14 protein-coding genes and 1 tRNA gene are annotated in these 22,703 nt (G+C 69.4%); 6 read left to right on the forward strand and 9 right to left on the reverse strand.

Annotated elements, in window-relative coordinates:
• Positions 1-109: 109 nt before the first annotated feature.
• Genes AAFX79_00175 through AAFX79_00190 form a run of 4 tightly spaced genes read right to left on the reverse strand, consistent with a single transcriptional unit; the run spans position 110 to position 5,446 of the window.
• Positions 110-1,225 (reverse strand): aspartate-semialdehyde dehydrogenase, encoded by a 1,116-nt coding sequence (locus AAFX79_00175; GenBank protein ID MEO1006965.1) that lies wholly within the window; start codon positions 1,223-1,225, stop codon positions 110-112.
• Complete coding sequence (gene metX / locus AAFX79_00180; protein ID MEO1006966.1) at positions 1,222-2,307, reverse strand: homoserine O-acetyltransferase; 1,086 nt, start codon at positions 2,305-2,307, stop codon at positions 1,222-1,224. Before metX ends, AAFX79_00175 begins: the two co-directional genes overlap by 4 nt.
• Positions 2,304-3,611 carry an O-acetylhomoserine aminocarboxypropyltransferase/cysteine synthase gene (locus AAFX79_00185; protein ID MEO1006967.1) on the reverse strand — a complete coding sequence of 436 codons (1,308 nt, stop codon included), beginning with the start codon at positions 3,609-3,611 and terminating at the stop codon, positions 2,304-2,306. Before AAFX79_00185 ends, metX begins: the two co-directional genes overlap by 4 nt.
• 59 nt (positions 3,612-3,670) lie before the next feature.
• Positions 3,671-5,446 (reverse strand): hypothetical protein, encoded by a 1,776-nt coding sequence (locus tag AAFX79_00190; protein ID MEO1006968.1) that lies wholly within the window; start codon positions 5,444-5,446, stop codon positions 3,671-3,673.
• Positions 5,447-5,915: 469 nt separating this feature from the next.
• Between AAFX79_00190 and AAFX79_00195 the strand changes: the two genes are divergently transcribed.
• From AAFX79_00195 to AAFX79_00210, 4 genes are all read left to right on the forward strand, one after another.
• Positions 5,916-6,695, forward strand: coding sequence for an HAD family hydrolase (locus AAFX79_00195; protein ID MEO1006969.1), 780 nt, complete (start codon positions 5,916-5,918; stop codon positions 6,693-6,695).
• Positions 6,682-7,584, forward strand: coding sequence for an aminotransferase class IV (locus AAFX79_00200; GenBank protein MEO1006970.1), 903 nt, complete (start codon positions 6,682-6,684; stop codon positions 7,582-7,584). The genes AAFX79_00195 and AAFX79_00200 overlap by 14 nt, the downstream gene beginning before the upstream one ends.
• A 130-nt stretch (positions 7,585-7,714) precedes the next feature.
• A complete protein-coding gene (locus AAFX79_00205; GenBank protein MEO1006971.1) occupies positions 7,715-11,548 on the forward strand; it encodes a DPP IV N-terminal domain-containing protein in 3,834 nt (1,277 codons plus the stop codon).
• A 162-nt stretch (positions 11,549-11,710) separates the two neighbouring features.
• A complete protein-coding gene (locus AAFX79_00210) occupies positions 11,711-15,394 on the forward strand; it encodes a S41 family peptidase (protein MEO1006972.1) in 3,684 nt (1,227 codons plus the stop codon).
• 119 nt (positions 15,395-15,513) lie between these two features.
• Here the strand turns inward: AAFX79_00210 and AAFX79_00215 are convergent, their stop codons facing one another.
• The 3 genes from AAFX79_00215 to AAFX79_00225 form a co-directional block, all read right to left on the reverse strand.
• Positions 15,514-16,074: a hypothetical protein gene (locus AAFX79_00215; protein MEO1006973.1), complete on the reverse strand. Its 561-nt coding sequence runs from the start codon at positions 16,072-16,074 to the stop codon at positions 15,514-15,516.
• A 248-nt stretch (positions 16,075-16,322) separates the two neighbouring features.
• Positions 16,323-16,610: a hypothetical protein gene (locus tag AAFX79_00220; GenBank protein ID MEO1006974.1), complete on the reverse strand. Its 288-nt coding sequence runs from the start codon at positions 16,608-16,610 to the stop codon at positions 16,323-16,325.
• Positions 16,582-17,181: an ECF-type sigma factor gene (locus tag AAFX79_00225; protein MEO1006975.1), complete on the reverse strand. Its 600-nt coding sequence runs from the start codon at positions 17,179-17,181 to the stop codon at positions 16,582-16,584. Before AAFX79_00225 ends, AAFX79_00220 begins: the two co-directional genes overlap by 29 nt.
• A gap of 298 nt (positions 17,182-17,479) precedes the next feature.
• On the opposite strand from AAFX79_00225, the gene AAFX79_00230 reads away from it, so the two are divergent.
• On the forward strand, positions 17,480-21,514 hold the full coding sequence (locus tag AAFX79_00230; protein ID MEO1006976.1) for a tetratricopeptide repeat protein: 4,035 nt from the start codon (positions 17,480-17,482) through the stop codon (positions 21,512-21,514).
• Between the two features lie 350 nt (positions 21,515-21,864).
• Here AAFX79_00230 and AAFX79_00235 read toward each other — a convergent pair whose 3' ends face one another.
• Positions 21,865-22,059, reverse strand: coding sequence for a hypothetical protein (locus AAFX79_00235; GenBank protein ID MEO1006977.1), 195 nt, complete (start codon positions 22,057-22,059; stop codon positions 21,865-21,867).
• Between the two features lie 84 nt (positions 22,060-22,143).
• Complete coding sequence (locus AAFX79_00240) at positions 22,144-22,398, reverse strand: hypothetical protein (GenBank protein ID MEO1006978.1); 255 nt, start codon at positions 22,396-22,398, stop codon at positions 22,144-22,146.
• 207 nt (positions 22,399-22,605) lie between these two features.
• On the opposite strand from AAFX79_00240, the gene AAFX79_00245 reads away from it, so the two are divergent.
• Positions 22,606-22,679 (forward strand) — tRNA-Val (locus AAFX79_00245).
• The last annotated feature ends 24 nt before the right edge of the window (positions 22,680-22,703 follow it).

The following is a 22,703-nucleotide window of genomic DNA, read 5'->3' on the forward strand; positions in this document are numbered from 1 at the left end:
ATGCGATGCGCAGCAGGGTCGACGATGCCTCGGTGTCCCCAGATCCAGCGCCGCGAGGACGATATCTCGGGCGTGATCGCAGCCGCCGCGTCCGCGAACCAGGTCCGGCCTAAGGTGGGGACGGCACCGTCTGGCCGCACGAGAAGCACGCCAGCGCGTTCCACGCGGCGCCGCGGAGCAGCTGGTCGCCCGCGACGATCAGCCGGACGATGCTCCCGCCGCCGGCCGCAGGCCGGACGTGCACGCGGTCCACGAGCACGACGCACGACATGGCCGCCGCGCCGGCCGAGAGCATGCCCGCCGCCAGTCGGACGCCGGCGGCATCTCGGAGCGATCCGCGGATCTCGTCCGCCGACGCGGACGCCTCGGTATGCAGGCGCAGCACCACAACGTGGGACCGCAGCGACGCTACCCGCACGCAGCAGGCGTGTACATCGAGGTCGGGTTGGTCCAGGATGCGTCGGGTCTCGGCGGCGACCTTGGCCTCCTCGCCGCACAGGCCGCTGGTCCGGTCCACCTCGGACTCGTGCGGATAGACGTTGAACGCCATCGCCGGATTGGCCATACCTGGTTCGACACCCGCATGGGGCTCGCCGAGAACGGCCCGCGTCTCATCGATCAGCCGCCGCATCGCCGCCAGACCCGCGCCCGACTGAGATTGGTACGACACCAGCTCGAGAGAGCGCAGGCCGGTGAGATCCCGGATCGGGGCCGCGGCCATCAATGCGATCGTCGTCGTGCAATTCGGCGCAGCGATGAGACGAACGTCCGGCCCAACGCCGCCGCCATTGATCTCGGGGACCACCAGCGGCACGTCCGGGTCGCCGCGGAAGGCCGACGAGCAATCGACCACCCGCACGCCGCGCTCCGCCAGCAGCGGTGCGAGCTCGCGCGAGACCCGCGAGGGCGTCGCCAGGAGCGCGTGCGTCGGTGCGCGTCCGTGCGTCGCGCGGACCTCCAGTTGCCCGGGGCCGTACGGCACGAAGGATCCGGCCGATCGCGACGACCCCGTCGCCAGCACCCGCTCCGCCGGCACCCCAGCCTCGGCCAGCAGCGCGAACGCCTCGAGCCCGACGGCCCCGGTGGCGCCCACGACCTCGATCGTCGAGCTCTCAAGCGAACGGCGAAGCCGCTCCCGCTCGCCGGCGTCCATGCGGGGCCAGCCGCTGCCCGGCATGAGGTCGCCCAGCAACGGCGCCGCGCGGTCGGCAGTGGCAATCGTCATGGCAGCACTCTCTCGATGAGCCGGGCCACCGCGGCGGACAGCCCGTCGTGCGGTAGCAGGAAGGCGTCGTGCCCGTCGACCGAGGGCAGCAACTCCCACGACGCCGCAAGCCCCGCGTCTCGTGCGGCCGCCGCCAGCTCCTCGCCCTGCCGCGGCGGGAAGAGCCAGTCCGAATCGAACGAGGCGATGAGCACGTCCGCAGATGCACGCGACAGGGCGTTCGACAGCGATGCGTGCCCCGCCAACGCGTCGTACTGGTCCATGGCGTCCAGCAGCACGCGATAGCTCGCGGGCTCGAAGCGACCCTCGAAGCTGCGGCCGCGGTGGTGGAGGTATCGATCGACCTCGAATCCGCCGTCGTCCGCGCGTCGCCGGGCAAACTTGGCGTCGAAGGCCTCCGACGTCCTATACGTTAGGTGGGCGAGCTGCCGCGCCAACGCCATGCCGCTCTGCCCCGGCGCCGCATCGCCGGGCACCGCGCCGAGCACCCGCCGGGCGATCGAGTTGAATGCCAGCCCGAACGCACCCAGCGACGCGCCCGAGGCGATGATCCCCGCCGCCCGCACCCGGACCGGATCCTGCACCGCCCACTCGATGGCCTGGAAGCCGCCGATGGACCCGCCCAGCACGACGAGCGGACCCCGGATGTCCAGCGCATCGACCAGCCGGATCTGGGCGGCCACCATGTCGCGGATCGTGACGGGTGGGAACGCGTCGCCGTACGCCCGCCCCGTTGCCGGGTCGGTGCTCCCCGGTCCCGTCGAGCCCGAGCATCCGCCCAGCACGTTCGCGCACAGCACGCGGACGCGCCCGGTGTCGACCGCCAGGCCCGGGCCGATCAGCGTGTCCCACCAACCAGGACGGTCTTCCGGTTCGTGGCCGGTTGCATGCGCATCGCCCGTGAGCGCATGGCACGCGACGACCGTGACGGGCGCGGCCTCCGGGCCGACCAGCTCGTATGCCAGTTCGGCGTGGTCGAGCCTGCCGCCGAGTTCCAGCGCGAGCGGCCGCCCGGGCGCGGCGACGGCAACCGTGCCCGCTGCGCGATCGATCCGCCGCACGGACGGTGCCGTGGCGCTCACGGTTGCGACGCCGCCAGCGCCTGGTCGATGTCGGCCAGGATGTCGTCGAGGTTCTCCAGCCCGACCGACAGCCGCACGTATTCGGGCGTCACGCCGGTCCGCTCCTGCTCCTCGGGCGTGAGCTGCGAGTGCGTCGTCGTCGCCGGGTGGATCGCCAGGCTCTTGGCGTCGCCGATGTTCGCCAGATGGCTGAACAGCCGCGTGTGCTCGATGAATGCCTTGCCCGCCTCGGCCCCGCCGCGGATGCCGAATCCCACGATCCCGCCGTAGCCCCCGGTCAGGTAGCGATTGGCCAGCCCGTGCGAAGGATGCGATTCGAGCCCCGCGTAGTTGACCCATTCCACCGCCGGGTGGGCTTCCAGGTGGCGGGCGACCGCGAGCGCATTCTCGGTGTGCCGAGGCAGGCGGAGGTGCAGCGTCTCCAGGCCCTGGATGAACTGGAAGGACCCGAACGGGCTGAGCGTGCCGCCGAGGTCCCGGAGCAGATGCGTCCGGGCCCGGATGATGTACGAGATGTTCCCCAGCGGCGCGAGCGCCTCGGCCAGCACGATGCCGTGGTACGACGGATCGGGCTCGGTGAACTCGGGCCAGCGGCTCGCCTCGTGCGTCCAGTCGAAGCGGCCCGAATCTACGATCGCCCCGCCGATGTGCGTGCCGTGGCCGCCCAGGAACTTGGTGAGGCTGTAGACCGCGATATCGATGCCGTGGTCGAAGGGCCTGAACAGCGCGGGCGTCAGTGCCGTGTTGTCGGCGATCAGCGGCACGCCGATGCCATGAGCGGCCTCCGCCAGTCGCTCGAAGTCGGGGATGTCGTTCTTGGGGTTGCCGATGGTCTCGATGTAGACCGCCCGCGTCCGCGCGTCGGCGAGCTCGGCGATCCGCTCGGGCTCGGACGGGTCGAAGAACCGCACCTCGATGCCGAACCGCTTGAACGTCTGGCTGAACAGCGTCCAGGTGCCCCCGTACAGGCTGGTGCCGCTGATGATGTTGTCGCCCGCGCGGGCGATGTTCAGGATCGAGTAGAGGATTGCCTGCTGACCGCTGGAGACCGCCAGCGCGCCGACGCCGCCGTCGAGCGCCGCCAGTCGCTTCTCGAGCACGTCGGTCGTGGGGTTCATCAGCCTGGAATAGATGAACCCGAACTTCCGCAGCGCGAACAGGTCGGCCGCGTCGGCGGTGTCCTCGAAGACGTAACTGGTCGTGGCGTGGATCGGCACCGCCCGCGACTTGGTCGTCGGATCGACCTCCTGGCCCGCGTGCAACGCGAGCGTGCCGAGGTCGGCGTGCTGCTGGATCGTGGTCATGGCGTGTTCCTTTCGGTGGGGGTGTCGGGGGTGTCGGGGGTGTCGGGGATGCGGCCGGCCTACGCGCCGGCGGGAGTCGCCAGCGGCGCATCCGAGGCGGCAGAGGTTCGATCGGCGCGATGCGGATCGGACGCCGCCCGCACGAGTTCGGCGACGTCCGCGACGACGGCTTCGGTTGTGGGCCATCGCCCGGCGCCGGCCGCGGCCGCGGTCACCGGCGGACTTCCGTCAGCCAGGGCAATCTCGATGGCGTTCCACGCGCCCGGCAGTTCGGCAAGGAGTCGATCCGTTGCGGACTCGAACCGGACCGATGCCCGGCCCTCGGAATCGACCCGCGCGATCTGCCGGAGCGGGCCGTCGGCGATCGACCGCGAGATAACCTCGTCGGTGAGCGGCTCCCGCTCGATCAGCGCCGGGTCGAGTTCGAGCCCGAAGGCCTCGCGCGCCAGGATCGCCAGCTTCTGCGCCGCGTCATCGCCGGAGAGATCGAGCGACGGGTCCGCTTCGGCGTATCCGGCGAGCTGCGCGGCGCGGATGGCCTCTTCCAGGCCAACCGGGGTCGTGCCGGCGTTCGCCGTCCTGTTCAGGAGGTCGTTGCACGTGCCGTTGAGCACCGCGCGGATCGATGCGATCGGCCCGCGTTCTCGTGCCGCCCGCACGAGTTCGATGGCCGGCAGCGCGCCGCCGACCGCCGCCGAGTGCAGCAGCTGCGCGCCGTGCTCCCGTGCGATCGCGTGCAGCCTTGCGCCGTCCGATGCGATGAGCGCCTTGTTGGCGGTCACCACGCTGCGGCCGCCGGCGAGCGCGCGCTCGACCAGGTCGGCCGCGAGCGTGGTCCCCCCGATGAGTTCGATGACGACGTCCGGATCGGTCGCGAAGGCGTCGTCGGGGTGGTCGGTGATCCGCACCGTGGGCGGCAGGCCCGGCCGGGCGATGGCCGCATCCCGCACGAGCGCAATCTCGACGCCGTGCCGGCGGGGCTCCCGCGCCAGCCGCCGCGCCACGCCCAGCCCCACCGTGCCGATCCCGAGCAATGCGATCCGCACCGGGCGCTCGGGCGCGGAGTCCAGGCGATGGCCCTCCGCCGCGAGCCGGCTGGCCTTCCGGGTGATGCTCGTCCCCGCATCGCTCCCCGGTGCGACCACCGAGAGACGCACCGCGGTCTTCTCGGCGTGCTCCACGGCACGCGGCTGCACCGCCTGCCGGCCGACGACCAGCGCGTCCGCATACGAGATGCCTTGGTAGCGCCCGGGTGCGTCGGCGGCGACGGCGGGGTCCCGCTCGTAGACGCCGCCGACGTCCTTGATGAGGTGGACCTCCGCGTCGAGCGCGGCGCCGAGCGCGACGGCCGTTAGGTCGCTACCCCCACGCCCCAGCACCGCGGGCGAGCCGTCGGGCGCGGCGGCGACGTAGCCGGGCACGACCGCAACGCGACCATGTGCCAGGGCGCCTCGGACGGCCGCGGCGTCCACGCCAGCCACCCCCGCATTGGTCCCCGTCTCTGTGGCCCGCAGGCCGGCGGTCCTCCAGTCGAGCAGCGAGGCCGGAAGCCCCGCGTTGCCGAGCGCCGCGGCCAGGAGCGCCGCCGTCTCGGCCTCGCCCAGCCCGATCACGCCCGCCGCCGCCGGCGAGTTCGCGTCCAGATCGCACGCCGCCGCGTGCGCGATGAGGGTATCGGTGCGACCCCGGAAGGCCGACACCACCGCGACGACCCGCCGCCCCAGCCGCAGGTGCCGGTAGATCTCCGAGACGGCGAGTGGTACGTCCGCCGGCCCGCGGAGCACCGAGCTGCCGAACTTGAGAACATAAGGAGTGTCGGTGATCGTGGCTGGCATCGCGCGTCTCGCTTGCGTTGCCGCGGCGCGGTGGCGCGCCGCGTGGTTCGCGTCTTGTGTCCTGTTGATGGCGCGTAGCGCACCGATAGCGCCACGTCGGTCGGGACGTGCTCTCTCGTGCTCGGAGCGTCCGTACGCGGGGGCGGCCGACTGGTGGGTGATGCCAAACGACAAGCACCACCGCCGATGCCCGGACGGTGGTGCTCAGGTCTCTACCCTGAACTGGAGACGCGGCTATGGAGCCACGTCACCGCACGCACCGGCCGGGCGTCGCATTCGACGACACATCGGACACATGGTGGTGCGGAGCAGCTTCACACGCAACGCTATCCCCGCATAAGTGGTGTGTCCAGCGGATGTAGCATCGCGTGGGCAGAATTGTCCGGCCGCCATCGTCGACCGCACGCCGCCCGCCGGGCGTAGCGTCGCCCCGCCTGCGTGGCAGGTCTTGATCTTCGGGGAGCCTTTCGTGCCTCAGACAACGCCTCAGCCCAAGCTCATCGCCATGTGGTCGGGTCCGCGGAACATCTCCACGGCCATGATGCGATCGTGGGAGGCGCGGGGCGACACGATGGTGGTCGACGAGCCGCTGTACGCGCACTACCTACTGCAGACTCGCATCAACCACCCCGGCGCGCAGGACATCATCGCCGCCGGCGAAACTGATCTCGAACTCATCACGACGCAACTTACGTCGCCGCCGCCCGCCGGCTGCGACATCATGTACCAGAAGCACATGGCCCACCACCTGCTACCTGGCATGGATCGTGGCTGGGTGGACGGCCTCGCGAACGCGCTGCTCGTGCGGCAACCCCGCGAGATGCTCACCTCGCTCATCCAGGTGCTGCCCAATCCCGACGTGCACGCTACCGGGCTGCCCGCGCAGGTCGAACTGCTCGATCGCTTCGGTGGCGCGCTCCCCGTCGTCGAGTCGCGGATGGTCCTCGCGAATCCGCCCGGCATGCTGCGGGCGCTGTGCGGCGCGCTCGGCGTCGAATACTGCGACCGCATGCTCTCGTGGGAGCCCGGCCTCCGCGAGACCGACGGCGTGTGGGCGCCGCACTGGTATGCCAACGTCGAGCAGTCGACCGGCTTCGCGCCCTACGCGCCCAAGAACACCGAGGTGCCGGGCAGGCATCTCACCCTGCTCCGCGAGTGCGAGGCGCTCTACGAGCGGCTGATCGAGCACGCCCTGGCGCCGATCGAGTGCGGTGCCCAACGCCGGGAGACGCCCCGTGCTCCAGCGTGAGAACCCGCTCAACCAGGATCTCATCGTCAACATCAACGGCGATCTGCTGCCGAGGGACCGCGCCGGCGTCAGCCCGTTTGATTCGTCGGTGCAGAATGGCGACGCGGTGTGGGAGGGACTGCGGTTGTACGACGGGCGGATCTTCCGACTCCGCGAGCACCTCGCCAGGCTGCGGCGGTCGGCCGTCGCGCTCGCCTACGCCAGCATCCCGAGCGACGGCGAGATCACCCGCGAGGTCGCGCGCACGCTCGAGGCCAACGCCATGCGGGACGGCGTCCACGTCCGCCTCACGCTCACGCGGGGCGTCAAGTACACGTCGGGGCTCGATCCCAGGATCAACACCGCGGGGCACACGCTCATCGTGCTGGCCGAGCACAAGCCGCCGGTGTACGACAAGTCGGGCGTGACGCTCAAGACGTCGGCCCATCGCCGCCCCCCGGCCGACGTGCTCGACCAGAAGATCCACTCCTGCAACCAGCTCACGTCGATCCTCGCCAAGCTCGAGGCCAACGCTGCCGGCGCCGACGACGCGCTGATGCTCGACACGCGGGGCTTCGTCGCCGAGACCAACGCCACGCACCTGTTCTTCGTCGAGGATGGCCGCATCCGCACGCCAACCACCGCCGCCTGCCCCGAGGGCATCACCCGGTCGGCCGTTCTCGAACTGTGCGACGCCCACGGCATCGCGTGCGCTGAGGCCGACATCACGCTCGCCGAGGCCTACCGGGCCGCCGAGGCCTTTTGCACCGGCACGATGGGCGAGATCGCGCCCGTGGTCGAGATTGACGGCCGCCGCATCGGCGATGGTGCCATGGGCCCGGTTACCGCAAGGCTCGCCGCCCTATTCGACGCGCTGACCGCCGCCGAGGGCGTGCGGGTCGTGGATTGACCTCCCAGGCCGTCGATCGACCGGCCGCCGCTTGAACAGCCCGCACCGCGGTGGTACAACCGCGAGTGGAGTCGGGCCCCGATTGGTCCGAAAACACACGAGATCGCCCGATCCGGGCCCGGAGGCTTCCATGCGCACCGCATTGCTCGCCCTGGCGTGCTCGCTGGCGTCCACGGCGTGGGCGTGGCAGGACCAACGCCCGCCGCTCGTGACCGTCGCCGAGGCCACCGGCTACCAGAAGACCGGCACTTCCGCCGACGTCGAGGCCTTCCTCCGCGAACTGCACGCCGAGAGCGACCGCACGTGGCTTGGCTCCATCGGGCAGTCCAACGAGGGCAAGGACCTGCCGCTGCTGGTCGTGGCCGACCCGCCGATCGCCAGCCCCGCCGAGGCGCGCGAGAGCGGCAAGCTCGTTGTGCTGCTCTTCGGCAACATCCACTCGGGCGAGACCTGCGGCAAGGAGGCGCTCCAGATGCTCGCGCGGGAGCTCGCGCTGGGCGAGCCGTCCGAGCTGCTCGACGACCTCATCGTGTGCTTCGTGCCCAACTACAACCCCGACTCCAACGACAAGATGGCCGCCGACAACCGCCCGGGGCAGGACGGCCCCGACGAGATGGGCCTGCGCGCCAACGCCCAGGGGCTCGACCTCAACCGCGACTGGATCAAGATGGAAGCGCCCGAGACGCGCGCCCTCGTGCGGTTCATGCGGCACTGGGACCCCGCGGTCATCGTCGACTCGCACACCACCAACGGCTCCAACCACCGCTACACGCTCACCTACCAAGGGCCCAAGCACCCCGCGAGCCATCCGGACCTCGTCGAGTTCGTCCGCGACAGCTTCCTACCCGAGATCGACCAGCGCTTCGAGGACCAGACCGACTACAACGCATTCGTCTACGGCAACTTCGCCGACGGGCACACCAAGTGGACGACCTACCCCGCGTGGCCCCGCTATGGCGCGGCCTATCGCGGCCTGCGCAATCGCGTATCGATCCTGTCGGAGGCATACTCGTACGCGAGCTTCGAGGATCGCGTGCTCGCCACGCTCGAGTTCTGCCGCGCGGTCCTGCAGGAATCGGTCGAGCACCAGGCCGCCATCCGCCGCGCTATCGCGGCCGCCGACGGGTTCAACGACACCGACTCAGCGCGGACCGTCGCCCTCCGCGAGCGCGCCGTCGCGTTCCCGGGCACGCTCTCGGTGCTGGGCTACCAGGAGTACGACGACGAGGGCAACCGCGTCGCCGCGACCGACGAGGAGCGGACCTACGAGGTCCAGCTCATCAACGATTTCGAGCCCACGCTCAGCGTGCAGCGGCCGTGGGCCTACCTCATCCCCGCCGACCTCGCCGAGATCACGACGCACCTGCAGCGGCACGGCATAGAGGTGCACGAGGTCCGCGAGGGCATGGAGCTCGACGCCGAGACCTACCGCATCGACGAGGTCACGCAGTCCGCCCGGGAGTTCCAGGGCCACCACATGCTCGACATCGCGCGGGTCACGCCGCGGACGCGGGGCGTGCGGATCGAGCCGGGCTGGAGCTTGGTTCGGACCGAGCAACCGCTGGGCAACCTGGCGGCATACATGCTCGAGCCGCAGGCGACCGACGGCCTGGCGAGCTGGAACTTCCTCGACGAGCACCTGTTCGACGGGGATGTCAGGCCCGGCGGCACCTTCCCGATCTACCGCCTGCCCGAGCCGGCGCCCATCCTGGCCCGTGCCGCTCGTCCACTGGCCGAGGACCGCGAGCCGCCCAAGCGGATGACCGCGGACATGGTCGTGCACCGCCGCAACCCGCCCCCGTTGAGCGGGCCGGGCGGGGCGCAGCTCCGCTGGCTCGACGACGAGCACCTCGCCAAGACGGTGCCGGGCATCCCCGGCACCTTCCGCGTGCACGCCGAGACCGGCCGGCCCGTCGATGCCGAGCCCGAGCGGGACTGGCGGGCGGTCGCCGACACGATCGCCGAGCTGCCGACCATCGATGACGAGCGCGCCCAGCGGGTCGCCCGCAGCGGCTATCGCTTCCCGCGGGAGGACGGCCTCGTCTTCGAGCACGCCGACGACCTGTACTACGTCTCGCCCTCGGGCGATGCCGCGGTCCGGCTGACCGCCACGCCCGAGTCCGAGCAGACCTGGTCGCTGAGCCCCGACGGTGAGTTCGTCGCCTACATCCGCGACAACGACCTCTGGGTCGTCGACGTCGCGACGCAGACCTCCCGCGCCCTGACCACCGGCGGCACCGACACCATCCGCAACGGCCGCGCGAGCTGGCTCTACTTCGAGGAGCTCTTCGGCCGCAGCTGGAAGGCCTACTGGTGGAGCCCCGACTCCCGCCACATCGCCTACCTCGTAACCGATAGCTCGGCCGTGCCGACGTATACCATCGTCGATAACCAGCGCCGCGAGCAGGTCATCGAGGTCGAGCGGTACGCCCGTCCGGGCGAGCGGAACCCGAGCGTGGAGCTGGGCATCGTGTCCCGCGACGGCGGCGCCTCGCGGTTCGCCGACCTGTCGGGCTACGACGACGGCCTCTTCCTGATCAGCCACGTCTCGTGGACGCCCACCAGCCGCAACTGCGTGGTCCACGTGCAGGACCGCATCCAGACCTGGCTCGATGTCCTGCACGTATCCAACCGCGGCGGTGCGCCCCGGACGCTCTTCCGCGACCGCACCGAGGCATGGATCACTTCGCCCGGCGACGCGATCTACCTCGAGGATCACAGCTTCCTGATGTCGTCGGAGCGCGACGGCTTCGAGCATCTCTACCACTACAACAGCCGCGGCAAGCTCATCCGCCAGGTCACCGAGGGCGACTGGGAGTGCCGCAGCGTGCTCCGCATCGACGAGGACAACGGCTGGATCTACTTCACGGGCACGACCAACTCGCACATCGGCAGCGATCTCTACAAGATCCGCCTCGACGGCAGCGAGCTGACGCGGCTGACGCACGAGCGCGGCACGCACTCGGTCCGCCTCAACCCGTCGGGCACGATGTTCATCGATTCGTGGTCGACGATGCACCAACCCACGCGGGTCGCCCTCCGCTCGACGGTCGACGGCGCCCTCATCCGCTGGCTGGATACCAACCCGGTCTACGAGATCGAGGATTACGACCTCGGGCGAATCGAGCACGTCACGATCCCCACGCGGCACGATGGCATCGAGCTCGAGGGCATCCTGCACTATCCGCCGGACTTCGATCCCACGCGGACCTACCCCATCTGGGTGATGACCTACGCCGGCCCGCACGCGCCGACGGTCCGCGACAGCTGGCAGCGTGGCCGCACGTGGGAGCAACTGCTGTGCTCGGCGGGCATCGTCGTGCTCCGCACCGATCCCTACCCCGCCAGCGGCAAGGGCGCACGGAGCGCATGGACGACCTACCTCAACATGGGCGTCCGCGAGCTGCAGGACCTCGAGGACGCCGTCCGCTGGGTGCTGCGGAATGACTGGGCCGACGCGTCCCGCGTGGGCATCAACGGCCATTCCTTCGGCGGGTACATCACCGCCTATGCGCTCACGCACAGCACCTTGTTCAGTGCCGGCATCGCCGGTGCGCCCGTGACCGACTGGCGGGACTACGACACCATCTACACCGAGCGGTACATGTCGACGCCCCAGGCCAACCCCGAGGGCTACCGGCGGACCAGCGCGGTCGAGGGCGCGGGCAACCTGCACGGGCGGTTGCTCATCGCGCACGGCACCATCGACGACAACGTGCACCTGCAGAACTCCATCCTGCTGATCTCTGCCCTCCAGCGGGCCAACAAGCTGTTCGAGACCGCGATCTACCCCGGCAGCCGCCATGGCATCTGGTCCCGCCAGTACCGCATGCTGCAGTGGGACTTCATCAAGCGGACCATGGGCGTCGACGAGCCGACCGAGTACGAGGTGCCCGAGTGGCCCACGATCGACTCGCGGCCCCACGAGGCCGCAACGGGCTTGCAGGGGCCGAGCGATCGCTAGATCTGGGTCGAGAGTGGTGCCGGGGCGGCCGTCGACGCCGCACCGACGCAACCGACGAGCGGGTGGATGCAATACGGAGTGCCGCGCCGCCGCAAAACGAAGCCGGCCGCGCCCCGATAGAGAGAACGGGTGGACCTTCCAGTCATGCAGAGGAGATGCGACATGAACCTCGTGGTGGTGTGTGCGGCCGGTGCGTTGGCCGCGAGCGCGGGCAAGGCAATCGCCCAGAATCAGCCCGATGCGGGCATGCTGCGTTATCCGGACGTCAGCGGCGAGCACATCGTGTTCGTCTATGCCAACGACCTGTGGGTCGTCGATCGCAGCGGCGGCACCGCCCGGCCGCTCGCCAGCCCGCCCGGTGCCGAGGCCTTCCCCCGCTTCAGCCCCGACGGCTCCGAGATCGTCTTCCAGGGCAACTACGACGGTGATCGCGACCTGTACGTCGCGGGTCTCGACGGTGGCGTGCCCCGCAGGCTCACGCACCATCCCGCGAACGAGACGCCCACCGACTGGGACGCCGACCGCGGCATCATCTTCCACCGCAACGGCCGCAGCGGGCAGGCGCGGCAGCAGCAGCTCTACGCGGTGTCGCCCAAGGGCGGCAACCCAACCAAGCTGCCGCCGGCCTATGGCGCCAATGGCGCCATCCACGGCGACTGGCTCGCCTACACGCCCAACCAGCGGGACTTCCGCACCTGGAAGCGATACCGCGGCGGCATGGCGTCGGACGTCTGGCTCTTCAACCTCGAGTCCCTCGAGAGCGAGCAGATCACGACGTGGGAGGGCACCGACACGCTGCCCATGTGGCACGACGGCACGGTCTACTACCTCTCCGACGCCGGCCCCGAGCACCGCCTCAACATCTGGTCCTACGACCCCGATACCGGCGACCGCGAGCAGGTCACCGACTATCGCGACTACGACGTCAAGTTCCCCTCGATCGGTCCGGGGACGGACGGCCGCGGCGAGATCGTCTTCCAGAACGGGCCGGAGATCTTCCTGCTCGATCTGCGGCTGGGTCGCGCCCGCAGCGTGTCGATCACGATCCCCGGCGCCAAGCCCTCGGTGCGGCCGCGGATGGTCGATGCCGCGTCGCAGCTTCAGGCCGGCGGAATCAGCGCGACCGGCAAGCGGGCCGTCGTGGAGGCGCGAGGCGACATCTGGACGATCCCCGCCAAGGCCGGCGCCCCCCGCCAGCTGACCGACAGCTCGCGCTACGCCGAGCGGAGCCCCGCCTGGAGCCCCGACGGCCGCTGGATCGCCTACTTCTCCGATGAGAACGGCGAGTACAACCTCTACGTCACCCAGTCCGACGGCAAGGGCGAGACCCGCCGCCTGACCAACACCAGCGAGAACTACTTCTTCGACATCGCCTGGTCGCCCGACAGCGAGACGATCCTCTTCAACGACAAGGCCGGCCGCATCCACGCCGTCGACCTCGAGTCGGGCGAACGGACCGAGATCGATCGCGACGAGATGGCGGGCCGGCCCACGCTGAGCTGGTCGTCCGACAGCCGGTGGATCGCCTACGACAAGACCGACCCGGGCAACCTCGTGACCGCGGTCTGGATCTACGACACCGAGTCGGGCGAGCGTCGGCAGGTCACCAGCGGCTACTTCAACGACTCCGACCCGGCATTCGCCAACGACTACCTCTACTACGCATCCATGCGGCAGTTCACCTCGCCCCGCTACGAGGACGTCGGGTCGACCTTCGTCTACGCCGGCACCGAGGTGCTCATCGCCGTGCCGCTGAACGGCGACGTCGAGAACCCGATGCTCATCGAACCCGACGAGGAATCCTGGAACGAGGACGAAGCCACGGACGAGGAGGACGCCGGCGACGAGGACGCAACGGACGAGAATGCCGACGATGACGCCGACGCAAGCCCCATCGATGGCACCTGGTCGGGCACGGCCACGGGCCTCTCCGCGCTCGGACTGCCCGACGACCAGCTCGAGTTCACCATGTATATCCGCCGCAACGACGACGGAGGCTACGTGGGTGCGAGCGAGAGCCAGGGCCAGCTCAACCAGTACGATTCGGTGACCTTCGACGAATCCACGGGCACGCTCACGACCTCGCGTGCCGATGGCCCCATCACCACGACCATGACCGGCATGCTCAGCGGCGAGTCGCTGAGCGGCACCTGGACGATCGCCGGCCCCATCAGCGGCTCCGGCAGCTTCACGGCAACCCGCACCTCCGCGAGCGTCGCCGACGGCAAGATCGATGATGACGCCGGCAGCGGCGGGAGCGGCGATCCCGTCGAGATCGACTTCGACGGCTTCGAGGCCCGTGGCATGCAGTTGCCCGTAGCCGCCGGCTCCTTCAACGGCCTGCGGACCAACGACCGCGGCGACCTGCTGTACAACAGCTTCGCCCAGGGCGCCCCGCCCAGCGTCAAGCTCATCAATGCGGGCGACGACGAGCCCCAGGAGAAGACCGTCGTGACCGGCGCCGCCCTCGTGGGCCTCTCGGGCGATGGCAAGAAGGCGCTGCTCGCCGCGGGCAACCGCTGGAAGATCGCCGACGCCCGCCCGGGCCAGAACATGAGCGAGGCCCTCGTGCCCCGCGACCTCAACAAGATGCTCGACCCCCGCGAGGAGTGGCGGCAGCTCGTCCGGGATGCCTGGCGCCGCCACCGCGACTTCTTCTACGTCGACAACATGCACGGCGTTGATTGGGACGCCATCTACGACCGCTACAGCCGCATGGTCGACGACGCCGCGAGCCGCGAGGACGTGAGCTTCATCATCGGCGAGATGATCAGCGAGCTCAACGTCGGCCACGCCTACTACTCGGGCGGCGACGTCGATGGCCAGCCCAGCCGCAACGTCGGCATGCTCGGCGTCGACTTCGAGCTCGCCGAACAAGATGGCCAGGTCGGCTACCGCATCGCCCGCATCTACAAGGGCGCCACGTGGGACTCCGACGCCCGCAACCCGCTCACGCACCATGGCATGGATGTCGAGGTCGGCGACTTCGTGACCCACGTCAACGGCAGCCGCATCGATACCAGCAAGGACCCGTGGGCGGCCTTCGTCGGCACTGCCGGCAAGGACACCACGCTCACGATCGCCGATGCGATCGCCGGCGACGACGACGCTCGCAACGTCCGCGACTACACCATCAAGCCGCTGGGCAGCGACCAGTACCTTCGCTACCGGGACTGGGTCGAGCAGAAGCGGGCCCACGTCGATGAGGCGTCGGGCGGCGCCATCGGCTACATCCACGTGCCCGATACCGGCGTCAACGGCCAGAATGAACTGTTCCGCCAGTTCTATGGCCAGATCGGCAAGGACGCCCTGATCATCGACGACCGCTGGAACGGCGGCGGCCAGATCCCTACGCGGTTCATCGAACTGCTCAACCGCCCGCGCACCAACTACTGGTACCGCCGCGACGGCGCCGACTGGGCGTGGCCCTACGACAGCCACCAGGGCCCCAAGGCCATGCTCATCAACGGGCAGGCCGGCTCGGGCGGCGACATGTTCCCGTGGCTCTTCCGCCACAACAACCTTGGCAAGCTCATCGGCCGGCGGACGTGGGGCGGTCTCGTTGGCATCTCGGGCGTGCCACCGCTCATCGACGGCGGCTACACCGCCGTGCCCAACTTCGGCTTCTACGAGGCCGACGGCACCTGGGGCGTCGAGGGCCACGGCGTCGACCCCGACATCGAAGTCATGGACGATCCCACGCTGCTCGCACGCGGCCAGGACCCACAGCTCGATGCGGCCATCGAGCACCTCAAGGCCGAGATCAAGCAGCGCGGCTACGAGCCCCCGCGCCGCCCGGCGCCGCCCAACCGCCGCGGCATGGGCCTGCGGGACGCCGACAAGTAGGCGCCAGCGCCGAGACACGATGCGCAAGCGGGGCACTCCGTGCCCCGCTTTTCGTGCGCGAGATGAACAACCCTGATCCAACCCGTGCCGCCGCGGATCGGCAGCGCGCAACCGCCGGCCTACTGCGGCGAGTGGGCGTAATCGCCGAATATCTCGTCGTCACTCGCGTCGGCCAGCGTCCCGCCGCCCGGCTCGGTCAGCCGCCGCCAGATGGCATCCGAGAAGCGATCGATCGTCGCCCGGGCGAGCCGGATCGGCAGCGAGAGCGCGTCGGCGATTTCGTCGGCATCGCACTGTTCGGAGGCCCACAAGATGATGATCAGCCGATCGATGCCCGACAGCGCCGTGAGCTCCCGGCTGATCGCCGCATCGAGCAGGCGATCATCAATGTCGGCCCGGGTGGAGTCGGCCGCGTAGTCAATGGACGCCTGCGGTTCGACCACCTCCATGGACCGGTAGGCGGTCCACACGCTCCGCGCGGCCTCCAGCCCGGTCAACGGCCTGGCGTGATCGAGGCTCGCGACGCACGCCACGGTCAGGTCGGCCGCCTCGTTCGGTGAGCCGCACAGGTGCAACGCGAATCGATAGAGATCCGAGACGGCGGCGTCCGCGATCGCGTCACTCGATTCCTGCTGCGCCGGAAGGACGGTTCCCGGGTTGGTTCGTTGCTCGGGTTGCATCACGAATCCTCCATGGATGCCGGTGCGTCTCGGTTGATGCGGACGCCGCTCGCAGGTCCAAGCGCCCTTCCACTCGCGGGTCCATCAGCCTTTTCCCGAATCCGTGCGCCGCAATCACGAGGCAATCCGTCGCTTCGTTAGCGATTCTCCGACGCGCACGAAGAATGCGCCCCTGGACGGCATGTTCGCAGGGGCGATCGCTGCCGGACGACGTCGACGGAGCGAAGAGACGACGGCGGCGCAGCAATCTACGGCCGGAGGATCTGCTTGAGGATCCGGTGCACCGTCCGCAGCAGCGACGGCCCCGAACGACCGTTGGTCTCGCTCTCGGGGTGCTCGCCGGCGTTCGGATCGAGGCGATCTTGCTGCAGCGGCAGCTCGAGGAAGCCCTTGGCCTCCTTGTAGGCGGACAGCAGCGAGCGAACCTCGCCGACGAGGACCTCGTCTCCATCGCAGCGTTCGCGGATGAAGGAGTCGCGTTCCGTAGGGGGGACGCCGAGGGCTTCCTCAAATACCTCTTGCGTCCGAGGCCTCATCGCCATCGCCGCTCAGTTCTCGGTAGAGCCACGCCCGGGCGAAGGCCCACCTGCGGTCTACCGTGCTAGTGGACATCTCTAGAGCTGCCGCGGTCTGCTCCACCGTCAGACCCGCGAGGAACCGGAGTTGCACGACCGCGGCAGCGTCCGGCGCCACCTCCTGGAAGCGGCGAAGTGCGTCATCGAACCTCAGGATGTCCGCCGAATCCCTGTCGGCGAGCTCTAGGACATCCCGAAGCGCGAGGGGCGCCCGGCCGCCGCCGCGCTTCTGGCGGCCCCGGCTTCGGGCGTGATCGACCAGCACCCGCCGCATCGCCTCGGCCGCCGCCACGTAGAAGTGCGCCCGGTTCGCCCAGGGCAGGTCGCGGTCGCCCGTGAGCTTCAGATACGCCTCGTGGATGAGCGCGGTCGCGCCCAGCGTGTGGTTCGCTCGCTCCCCGGCGAGCAACCGCACCGCCGTCGAGTGCAGCTGCCCGTAGAGCGCCTCGACGAGGTACTTGGACCGCTCGTCAGAGCCGACCGACGGGTCTTGGAGCAGACGCGTGATGTCGCCTTCCGGGGGTGGGTTCATCCGCCGATCCCTCCCGTCGCGCGCACGCAGCCTGGCGTTGCGAGCAGTCGAGGGCTGCCGCCCGAGTCAGCGGCCGCCGTCGTGGGCCATCGTCCTATCGGAACACCAAACGACCAAAGCGTTTGGGATGTCCTGGTGTCGCGCTCTTCCAAGGAAGGGTCGGCGCAGGAATTCGGTCGGTCGAGGCGTAAGGACCTGGGGTGCGGAAACCGCTAAGAACGCTTTTGCATTTCAAGGGGAGTCCCTACTCGCACCGCGGTCAGCATGACCCCTTGTCGGATGGTGGTAGAACCTCAGCATGACAACCACAGAGTCGATCTTCTGGACCGCCCGGGACCTCTCCCCGGACGATCGCCGTTCCTTCCTGGCCCAGGCCTGTGGCGACGATGCCGAACTCCGCAAGCAGGTCGATGCGCTGCTCGCCGCCGATGCCGATGCCGACGCCGACAGCTTCCTGTCCCTCGAATCGGCCAGCCGCTTCGAGGGCGAGCACGCGGCGGGCGACCAGATCGGCCGCTACACGCTGCTCAAGGAGATCGGCTCGGGGGGCTTCGGCTCGGTGTGGCTCGCCGAGCAGAGCGAGCCGGTCGAGCGCCGGGTGGCGATCAAGATCATCAAGCTCGGCATGGACACCCGTCAGGTGATCGCGCGCTTCGAGGCCGAGCGGCAGGCCATCGCGATGATGGACCATCCCAACATTGCGCGGGTGCTCGACGCGGGCGCGACCGAAGCCGGCCGACCATTCTTCGTCATGGAACTCGTCGACGGCCGGCCCATCGTCGAGTTCTGCAACGAGCACCGGCTCGATATCCGGGCGCGGCTCGAGCTGTTCATCGGCGTGTGCCACGCGGTGCAGCACGCACACCAGAAGGGCATCATCCACCGCGACATCAAGCCGTCCAACGTCCTGACCAGCATGCACGACGGCACGCCGGTGCCCAAGATCATCGACTTCGGCATCGCCAAGGCGACGCGGGTCGAGCTCACGCAGAAGACGCTGATCACCGCGCGGGGCCAGCTGATCGGCTCACCCGCCTACATGTCGCCCGAGCAGCTCACGATGTCCGAGCTCGAGATCGACACCCGCAGCGATGTCTACGGCTTGGGCGTGCTGCTCTACGAGATGCTCACGGGCACCCGGCCCTTCCCGGGCGACGAGCTCGATTCCAAGGGATTGGCAGAACTCGTCCGCGTGCTAACGCAGGAGGACCCGCCCAAGCCCTCGGCGCGTGTGCTCAACATGGACGAGGCCGACCGCGCCGCCGGGCCGCGCCCCGGCGATCCGCACCGTGTTGCGTCGCAGCTTCGCGGCGATCTCGATTGGATCGCGATGAAGTGCCTGGAGAAGGATCGCGAGCGGCGGTACGACACCGCCAACGGCCTAGCGGTGGACATCCGCCGGCATCTCAACGACGAGCCCGTGCTCGCCGGCCCGCCCAACGCGAGCTATCGCATGCAGAAGTTCGTGCGCCGCAACCGCGCGGGCGTCGTGGCGGCCTCGCTCGTAGCGGGTGCGGTGCTGGCCGGGGGCGGTCTCGCGGGGGGCGGTCTGCTCTGGGCCCTGAGCGAGAAGGCCCGCGTCGAGCGAGCCGAGGAATCGACCCGGCGGCAGCTCACCCGGGCGACCGAGGTCAAGCAGCTGATCACGAGCATGCTCGCGAGCGTGCGGCCCGAGGACGCGGGCAGCGCCGACACGCCGATGCTGCGGTCCATCCTCGACAAGACGGTCGCGCGGCTCGACGCCGGAGAGATCGAGGATCGGATGGTGCAGGCCGAATTGCGCACGGTTACCGGCGATGCATATGGCAGCCTCGGCGACTTCCTCACCGCGACCAGCCAGTTCGAGGCCGCGTTGGAGCTCTACCGCGACGAGCTGGGTGCGGAGCATGAGAACACGCTCAACATCGCCCGCCGCCTGGGCGTGCTCTACTTCGAGCTTGCTCGGTACGACGAGGCCGAGTCGCTGATCGCGCCCGTGTACCGGACCTACCTGGAGACGCTCGGCGCTCGGTCGCAGGACGCTCGCCTCGCGGCGGTCAACCTCGGCGGCGTCTACCAGAAGCAGGCCCGATACGACGAGGCCGAGTCGCTCTTCCGGGGCGTGATCGACATGGAGGGCGAAGGAGAGGAGTTCGAGAAGAAGACCCACAACGCGATCCGGAACCTCGCGAGCCTCTACGTCCAGACTCGGCGGTTCGACGAAGCGCTGCCGCTCTTCGAGCAGACGGTCGCGTGGCGATTGGAGAAGTACGGTCCCGAGTACCCCGATACGCTCCGGTCGATCGAGGGCCTCGGCACGCTCTACATCCAGCTCCAGCGCTTCGACGAGGCCGAGCAGATGCTCGGCGATGTGCTCGAGCCGCACCGCCAGGTGTTCGGCGAGACGCATCCCGACACGCTCACGGTTGTGAACAACCTCGGCGCGCTGTACCTTCGCTCGGGCCGTCCGGCGCAGGCCAAACCACTCTTCAAGATCTCATACGACGCCAAGAGGGAACGCCTCGGCGAGCGGCACCCCGAGACGCTGCGGTCGCTCAACAACATCTCCGGCGCCCGCTTCCTCCTCGGCGAGTACGAGGCGGCCCTCGAGAGCTTCGAGGAGATGCTGGTCATGCGGACCGAGGCCCTCGGGCCCGACCACGTCGACTCCATCCGCTCCGCGGGCATGGTCGCCATGTGCCACGACCGGCTCGGCAACATCGACGAGGCCTATAGCGCCTACTCGGACATGATCGAGGCGAGCATCCGAACGCTCGGCGAGGAGCACTACGTCACCCGCACGGCCATGAACAACATGGCGCTCATGCTGGCGCCCACCGGCCGCGTGGCAAGGGCAGTGGAGGTCTCGCGTCGGGTGGCCGAACTCGAGGAAGCGACCGGCCGACCCAACTACGAGTATATCGACACCCATGCGCAGGCCCTGTTCCACGCCGGCGAGTTCGCCGAGGCCATCGAGGTGCAGCGCCGCGTGCTCGAGATCATGCCGCCGGGGGCGGACGACACCGCCTTCGATCGCCTCGCCGAGTATGAGATCGCGGACGAGCACGGCGACGAAATCGAGAGCTGGACCGAGGCTGCGCTCGGCGTCGCGCACGCCCGCCGTGGGCTCGAGGTCCGCACGGAGATGCTCGGACCCGACGCGCCGGCGACGCTCGCGGCCATGGTGGCGCTCGCCGAGGCATTCGTGGCAGCGGAGCAGATCGACGAGGCCACCGAGACGATCGCGCGTGCCAAGGACGTTGCCCGCACCGCGCACGGCGAGCCGTCCGAGCCGCTCGAGGCCGTGCTCCGCGGGGCCGGGGCGGTGTGGTACGACGCCAAGCAGCACGAACGAGCCGAGCCAGAGTACCGAGAACTGTCCCAGCTGCTGGAGTCCTCGGACCGCGGCGATACGCAGGCGGGGTTGGCCGCGCGGGCACGGCATACGCACGTGCTGGCCTGGCTCGATCGCCTCGGCGAGGCCCGGACGGTCATCGACCGCCTCCCCGAACTGAGCGCACGCGTGGGCGAGGAGCGTGCCGCGGTGTTCGTGCCCGCCATGGAGCGCTTGGTCGAGCGGCTGCGTCAGCGGGGCGAACTGGACGCGGCGATCGGCTATTGCCACCAGGCCATCGAGCTGCTTACCAACGTCCACGGCCCCGACAGCACGCCGGTCGCGAACGTGCAGCACCGCCTCTCGGTCGTCCTTTCGGATGCGAACGAACTCACTGAGGCCGTCCGGATCTCCCGGGAGGCCCTCGCCACGCACCGCCTCCGCAGCGGCGACCGCAGCCGAGAGGTCGCCACCACGCTCTACAACCTCGGACTGCTGCTCATGAAGCAACGACGGTTCGAGGACGTGCATGCCGCCCACGGCGAGTCGCTCTCGATCTTCCGGGAACTGCATGGCGACGACCACCCGCGGACCTGGAAGGCCATGATCGACCTCGGGCTCGCCAGCATCCGCAGCGGGCGGTCCGCCGAGGGCGAGGCGCTCTATCGAGACGTGATCATCGCGAGCAACCGGGAGGTCGGCCCGGGTAGTCCCCAGGCGCTGCACGCGATGAACAACCTCGCGTATCACTACGCTGGCACCGACCGCGCCCGCGAGGGGCTCGACATGATCACCGAGGTCGTTCACCTCCAGGCCGAGGCCGGCGAGGAGTCGTTCGTGTACCTCGACACGATGGCCTATGCGCTGTTCAAGGCCGGCCGCATCCGCGAGGCCCTCGAGACCCAGCGCCGCGTGGTCGAGTTGCTGCCCGAGGGTGGCGATCCAACGGTCTTCGATCGCCTCGCGCAGTACGAAGACGCCGCGAGCCGTCTAGAACTCGTCTCGAACGGCACGAAGTAGAGGCGCTGCGACCTCGCCAGCCGGGCGTGCCGCTAGGCAGGATCGGTCGGCCGATCGGGAAACCGTTGCGGCGATTGTGCATGCGGCTGGCGCCGGAGTCTACAGCGACGCATGCTCGAGCGCGTAGCTCGATTGACGAGAGGTGCATCGGTGCAACCGACCGGTGTGTCTTCCGGTTGGACCCATGACTGCGAGAGGTCACGGCGTCACTCAGAGCGACCGACGATTCGCTCCCGTCCGCAAGTGTTACGACGCCATCGGCAGTGCTAGCGCCGCCGTATTGGTGGCAGTGGCTCACGGCAACGGCTGCATCGCTCACCAAACCGAAGCTGCCAGGAGCGTGGCACACGCTACCGATCGGGCAGCGCCACGCGATGCATTCGCAGCGGATCGCCGTGGCGCAGCAGGAACTCGTCCGGGCGTCCGGATGGATATACAAAGCCGTAGGACTCATCCCCACCCGGAATCGGAGGCAACTCGATGCGACGGGGCGGGTCATCGCCGCACGTGTCGTACAGGTACATGAGCCGCTGATCGAAGGTCATGACCCAAGGCTCCACGAACGCGATCCGGACATGCAGGCCCTGTCCGGGCATGGGTAGGGCCGTCGAGGCTCGCCGGTCGGCGAGTTACACGCATACCTCCGGCTTGCCGCCAGAGAAGCCGTGGCCGGCGGCAATCAGCGCGAGCGAGCCGTCCCGCGCCACCGCCCCGTTCTGGATGGTCCCGAGCCAGTCGCGGTTGGGCCTTCGGTGGATCTCGCTGGCCACGACCGTGTCGCCGTGCTCGTCGAACTCCAGCAGGCCAGCCGACTCGTATCCCGGTGCCCATGCCCTGTCCGACTCGGGGTGGAACAGCCACTCTTCGCGAATCTCGTCCAGCATGGCACTCGCGGGGGGTAGCTCCCGCCCCTCGGGTGTGAAACACACATATTCCCTCTCAAAGCTGTGCACGACGCCGGTGCGTGACACGGCCAACTCACGCGCTGCGGGTTCCAAACCGGGTATACTCAGCCGCTTGCAGGGGCACGGCCGCCCGGGACCGCAGCAGTCCGCTGCCGGACGCACCCCGGTCGTCCACGCCCCAGGTTCGGGCGCATAGCTCAGTTGGCTAGAGCGCTGCCGTCACATGGCAGAGGTCACAGGTTCGAGTCCTGTTGCGCTCATTCGGGATCTGTGCGGATGCACGG

This window comes from Planctomycetota bacterium (assembly GCA_039819165.1).
Lineage (GTDB): Bacteria > Planctomycetota > Phycisphaerae > Phycisphaerales > UBA1924 > JAHCJI01.

Bases quoted from the DNA above. Each gene is read 5' to 3' on its own strand.
- AAFX79_00175 (MEO1006965.1), bottom strand. From the start codon at position 1,225: ATGACGATTGCCACTGCCGACCGCGCGGCGCCGTTGCTGGGCGACCTC.
- AAFX79_00185 (MEO1006967.1), bottom strand. From the start codon at position 3,611: ATGACCACGATCCAGCAGCACGCCGACCTCGGCACGCTCGCGTTGCAC.
- AAFX79_00190 (MEO1006968.1), bottom strand. From the start codon at position 5,446: ATGCCAGCCACGATCACCGACACTCCTTATGTTCTCAAGTTCGGCAGC.
- AAFX79_00205 (MEO1006971.1), top strand. From the start codon at position 7,715: ATGCGCACCGCATTGCTCGCCCTGGCGTGCTCGCTGGCGTCCACGGCG.
- AAFX79_00210 (MEO1006972.1), top strand. From the start codon at position 11,711: ATGAACCTCGTGGTGGTGTGTGCGGCCGGTGCGTTGGCCGCGAGCGCG.
- AAFX79_00215 (MEO1006973.1), bottom strand. From the start codon at position 16,074: ATGCAACCCGAGCAACGAACCAACCCGGGAACCGTCCTTCCGGCGCAG.
- AAFX79_00220 (MEO1006974.1), bottom strand. From the start codon at position 16,610: ATGAGGCCTCGGACGCAAGAGGTATTTGAGGAAGCCCTCGGCGTCCCC.
- AAFX79_00225 (MEO1006975.1), bottom strand. From the start codon at position 17,181: ATGAACCCACCCCCGGAAGGCGACATCACGCGTCTGCTCCAAGACCCG.
- AAFX79_00230 (MEO1006976.1), top strand. From the start codon at position 17,480: ATGACAACCACAGAGTCGATCTTCTGGACCGCCCGGGACCTCTCCCCG.
- AAFX79_00235 (MEO1006977.1), bottom strand. From the start codon at position 22,059: ATGACCTTCGATCAGCGGCTCATGTACCTGTACGACACGTGCGGCGAT.
- AAFX79_00240 (MEO1006978.1), bottom strand. From the start codon at position 22,398: ATGCTGGACGAGATTCGCGAAGAGTGGCTGTTCCACCCCGAGTCGGAC.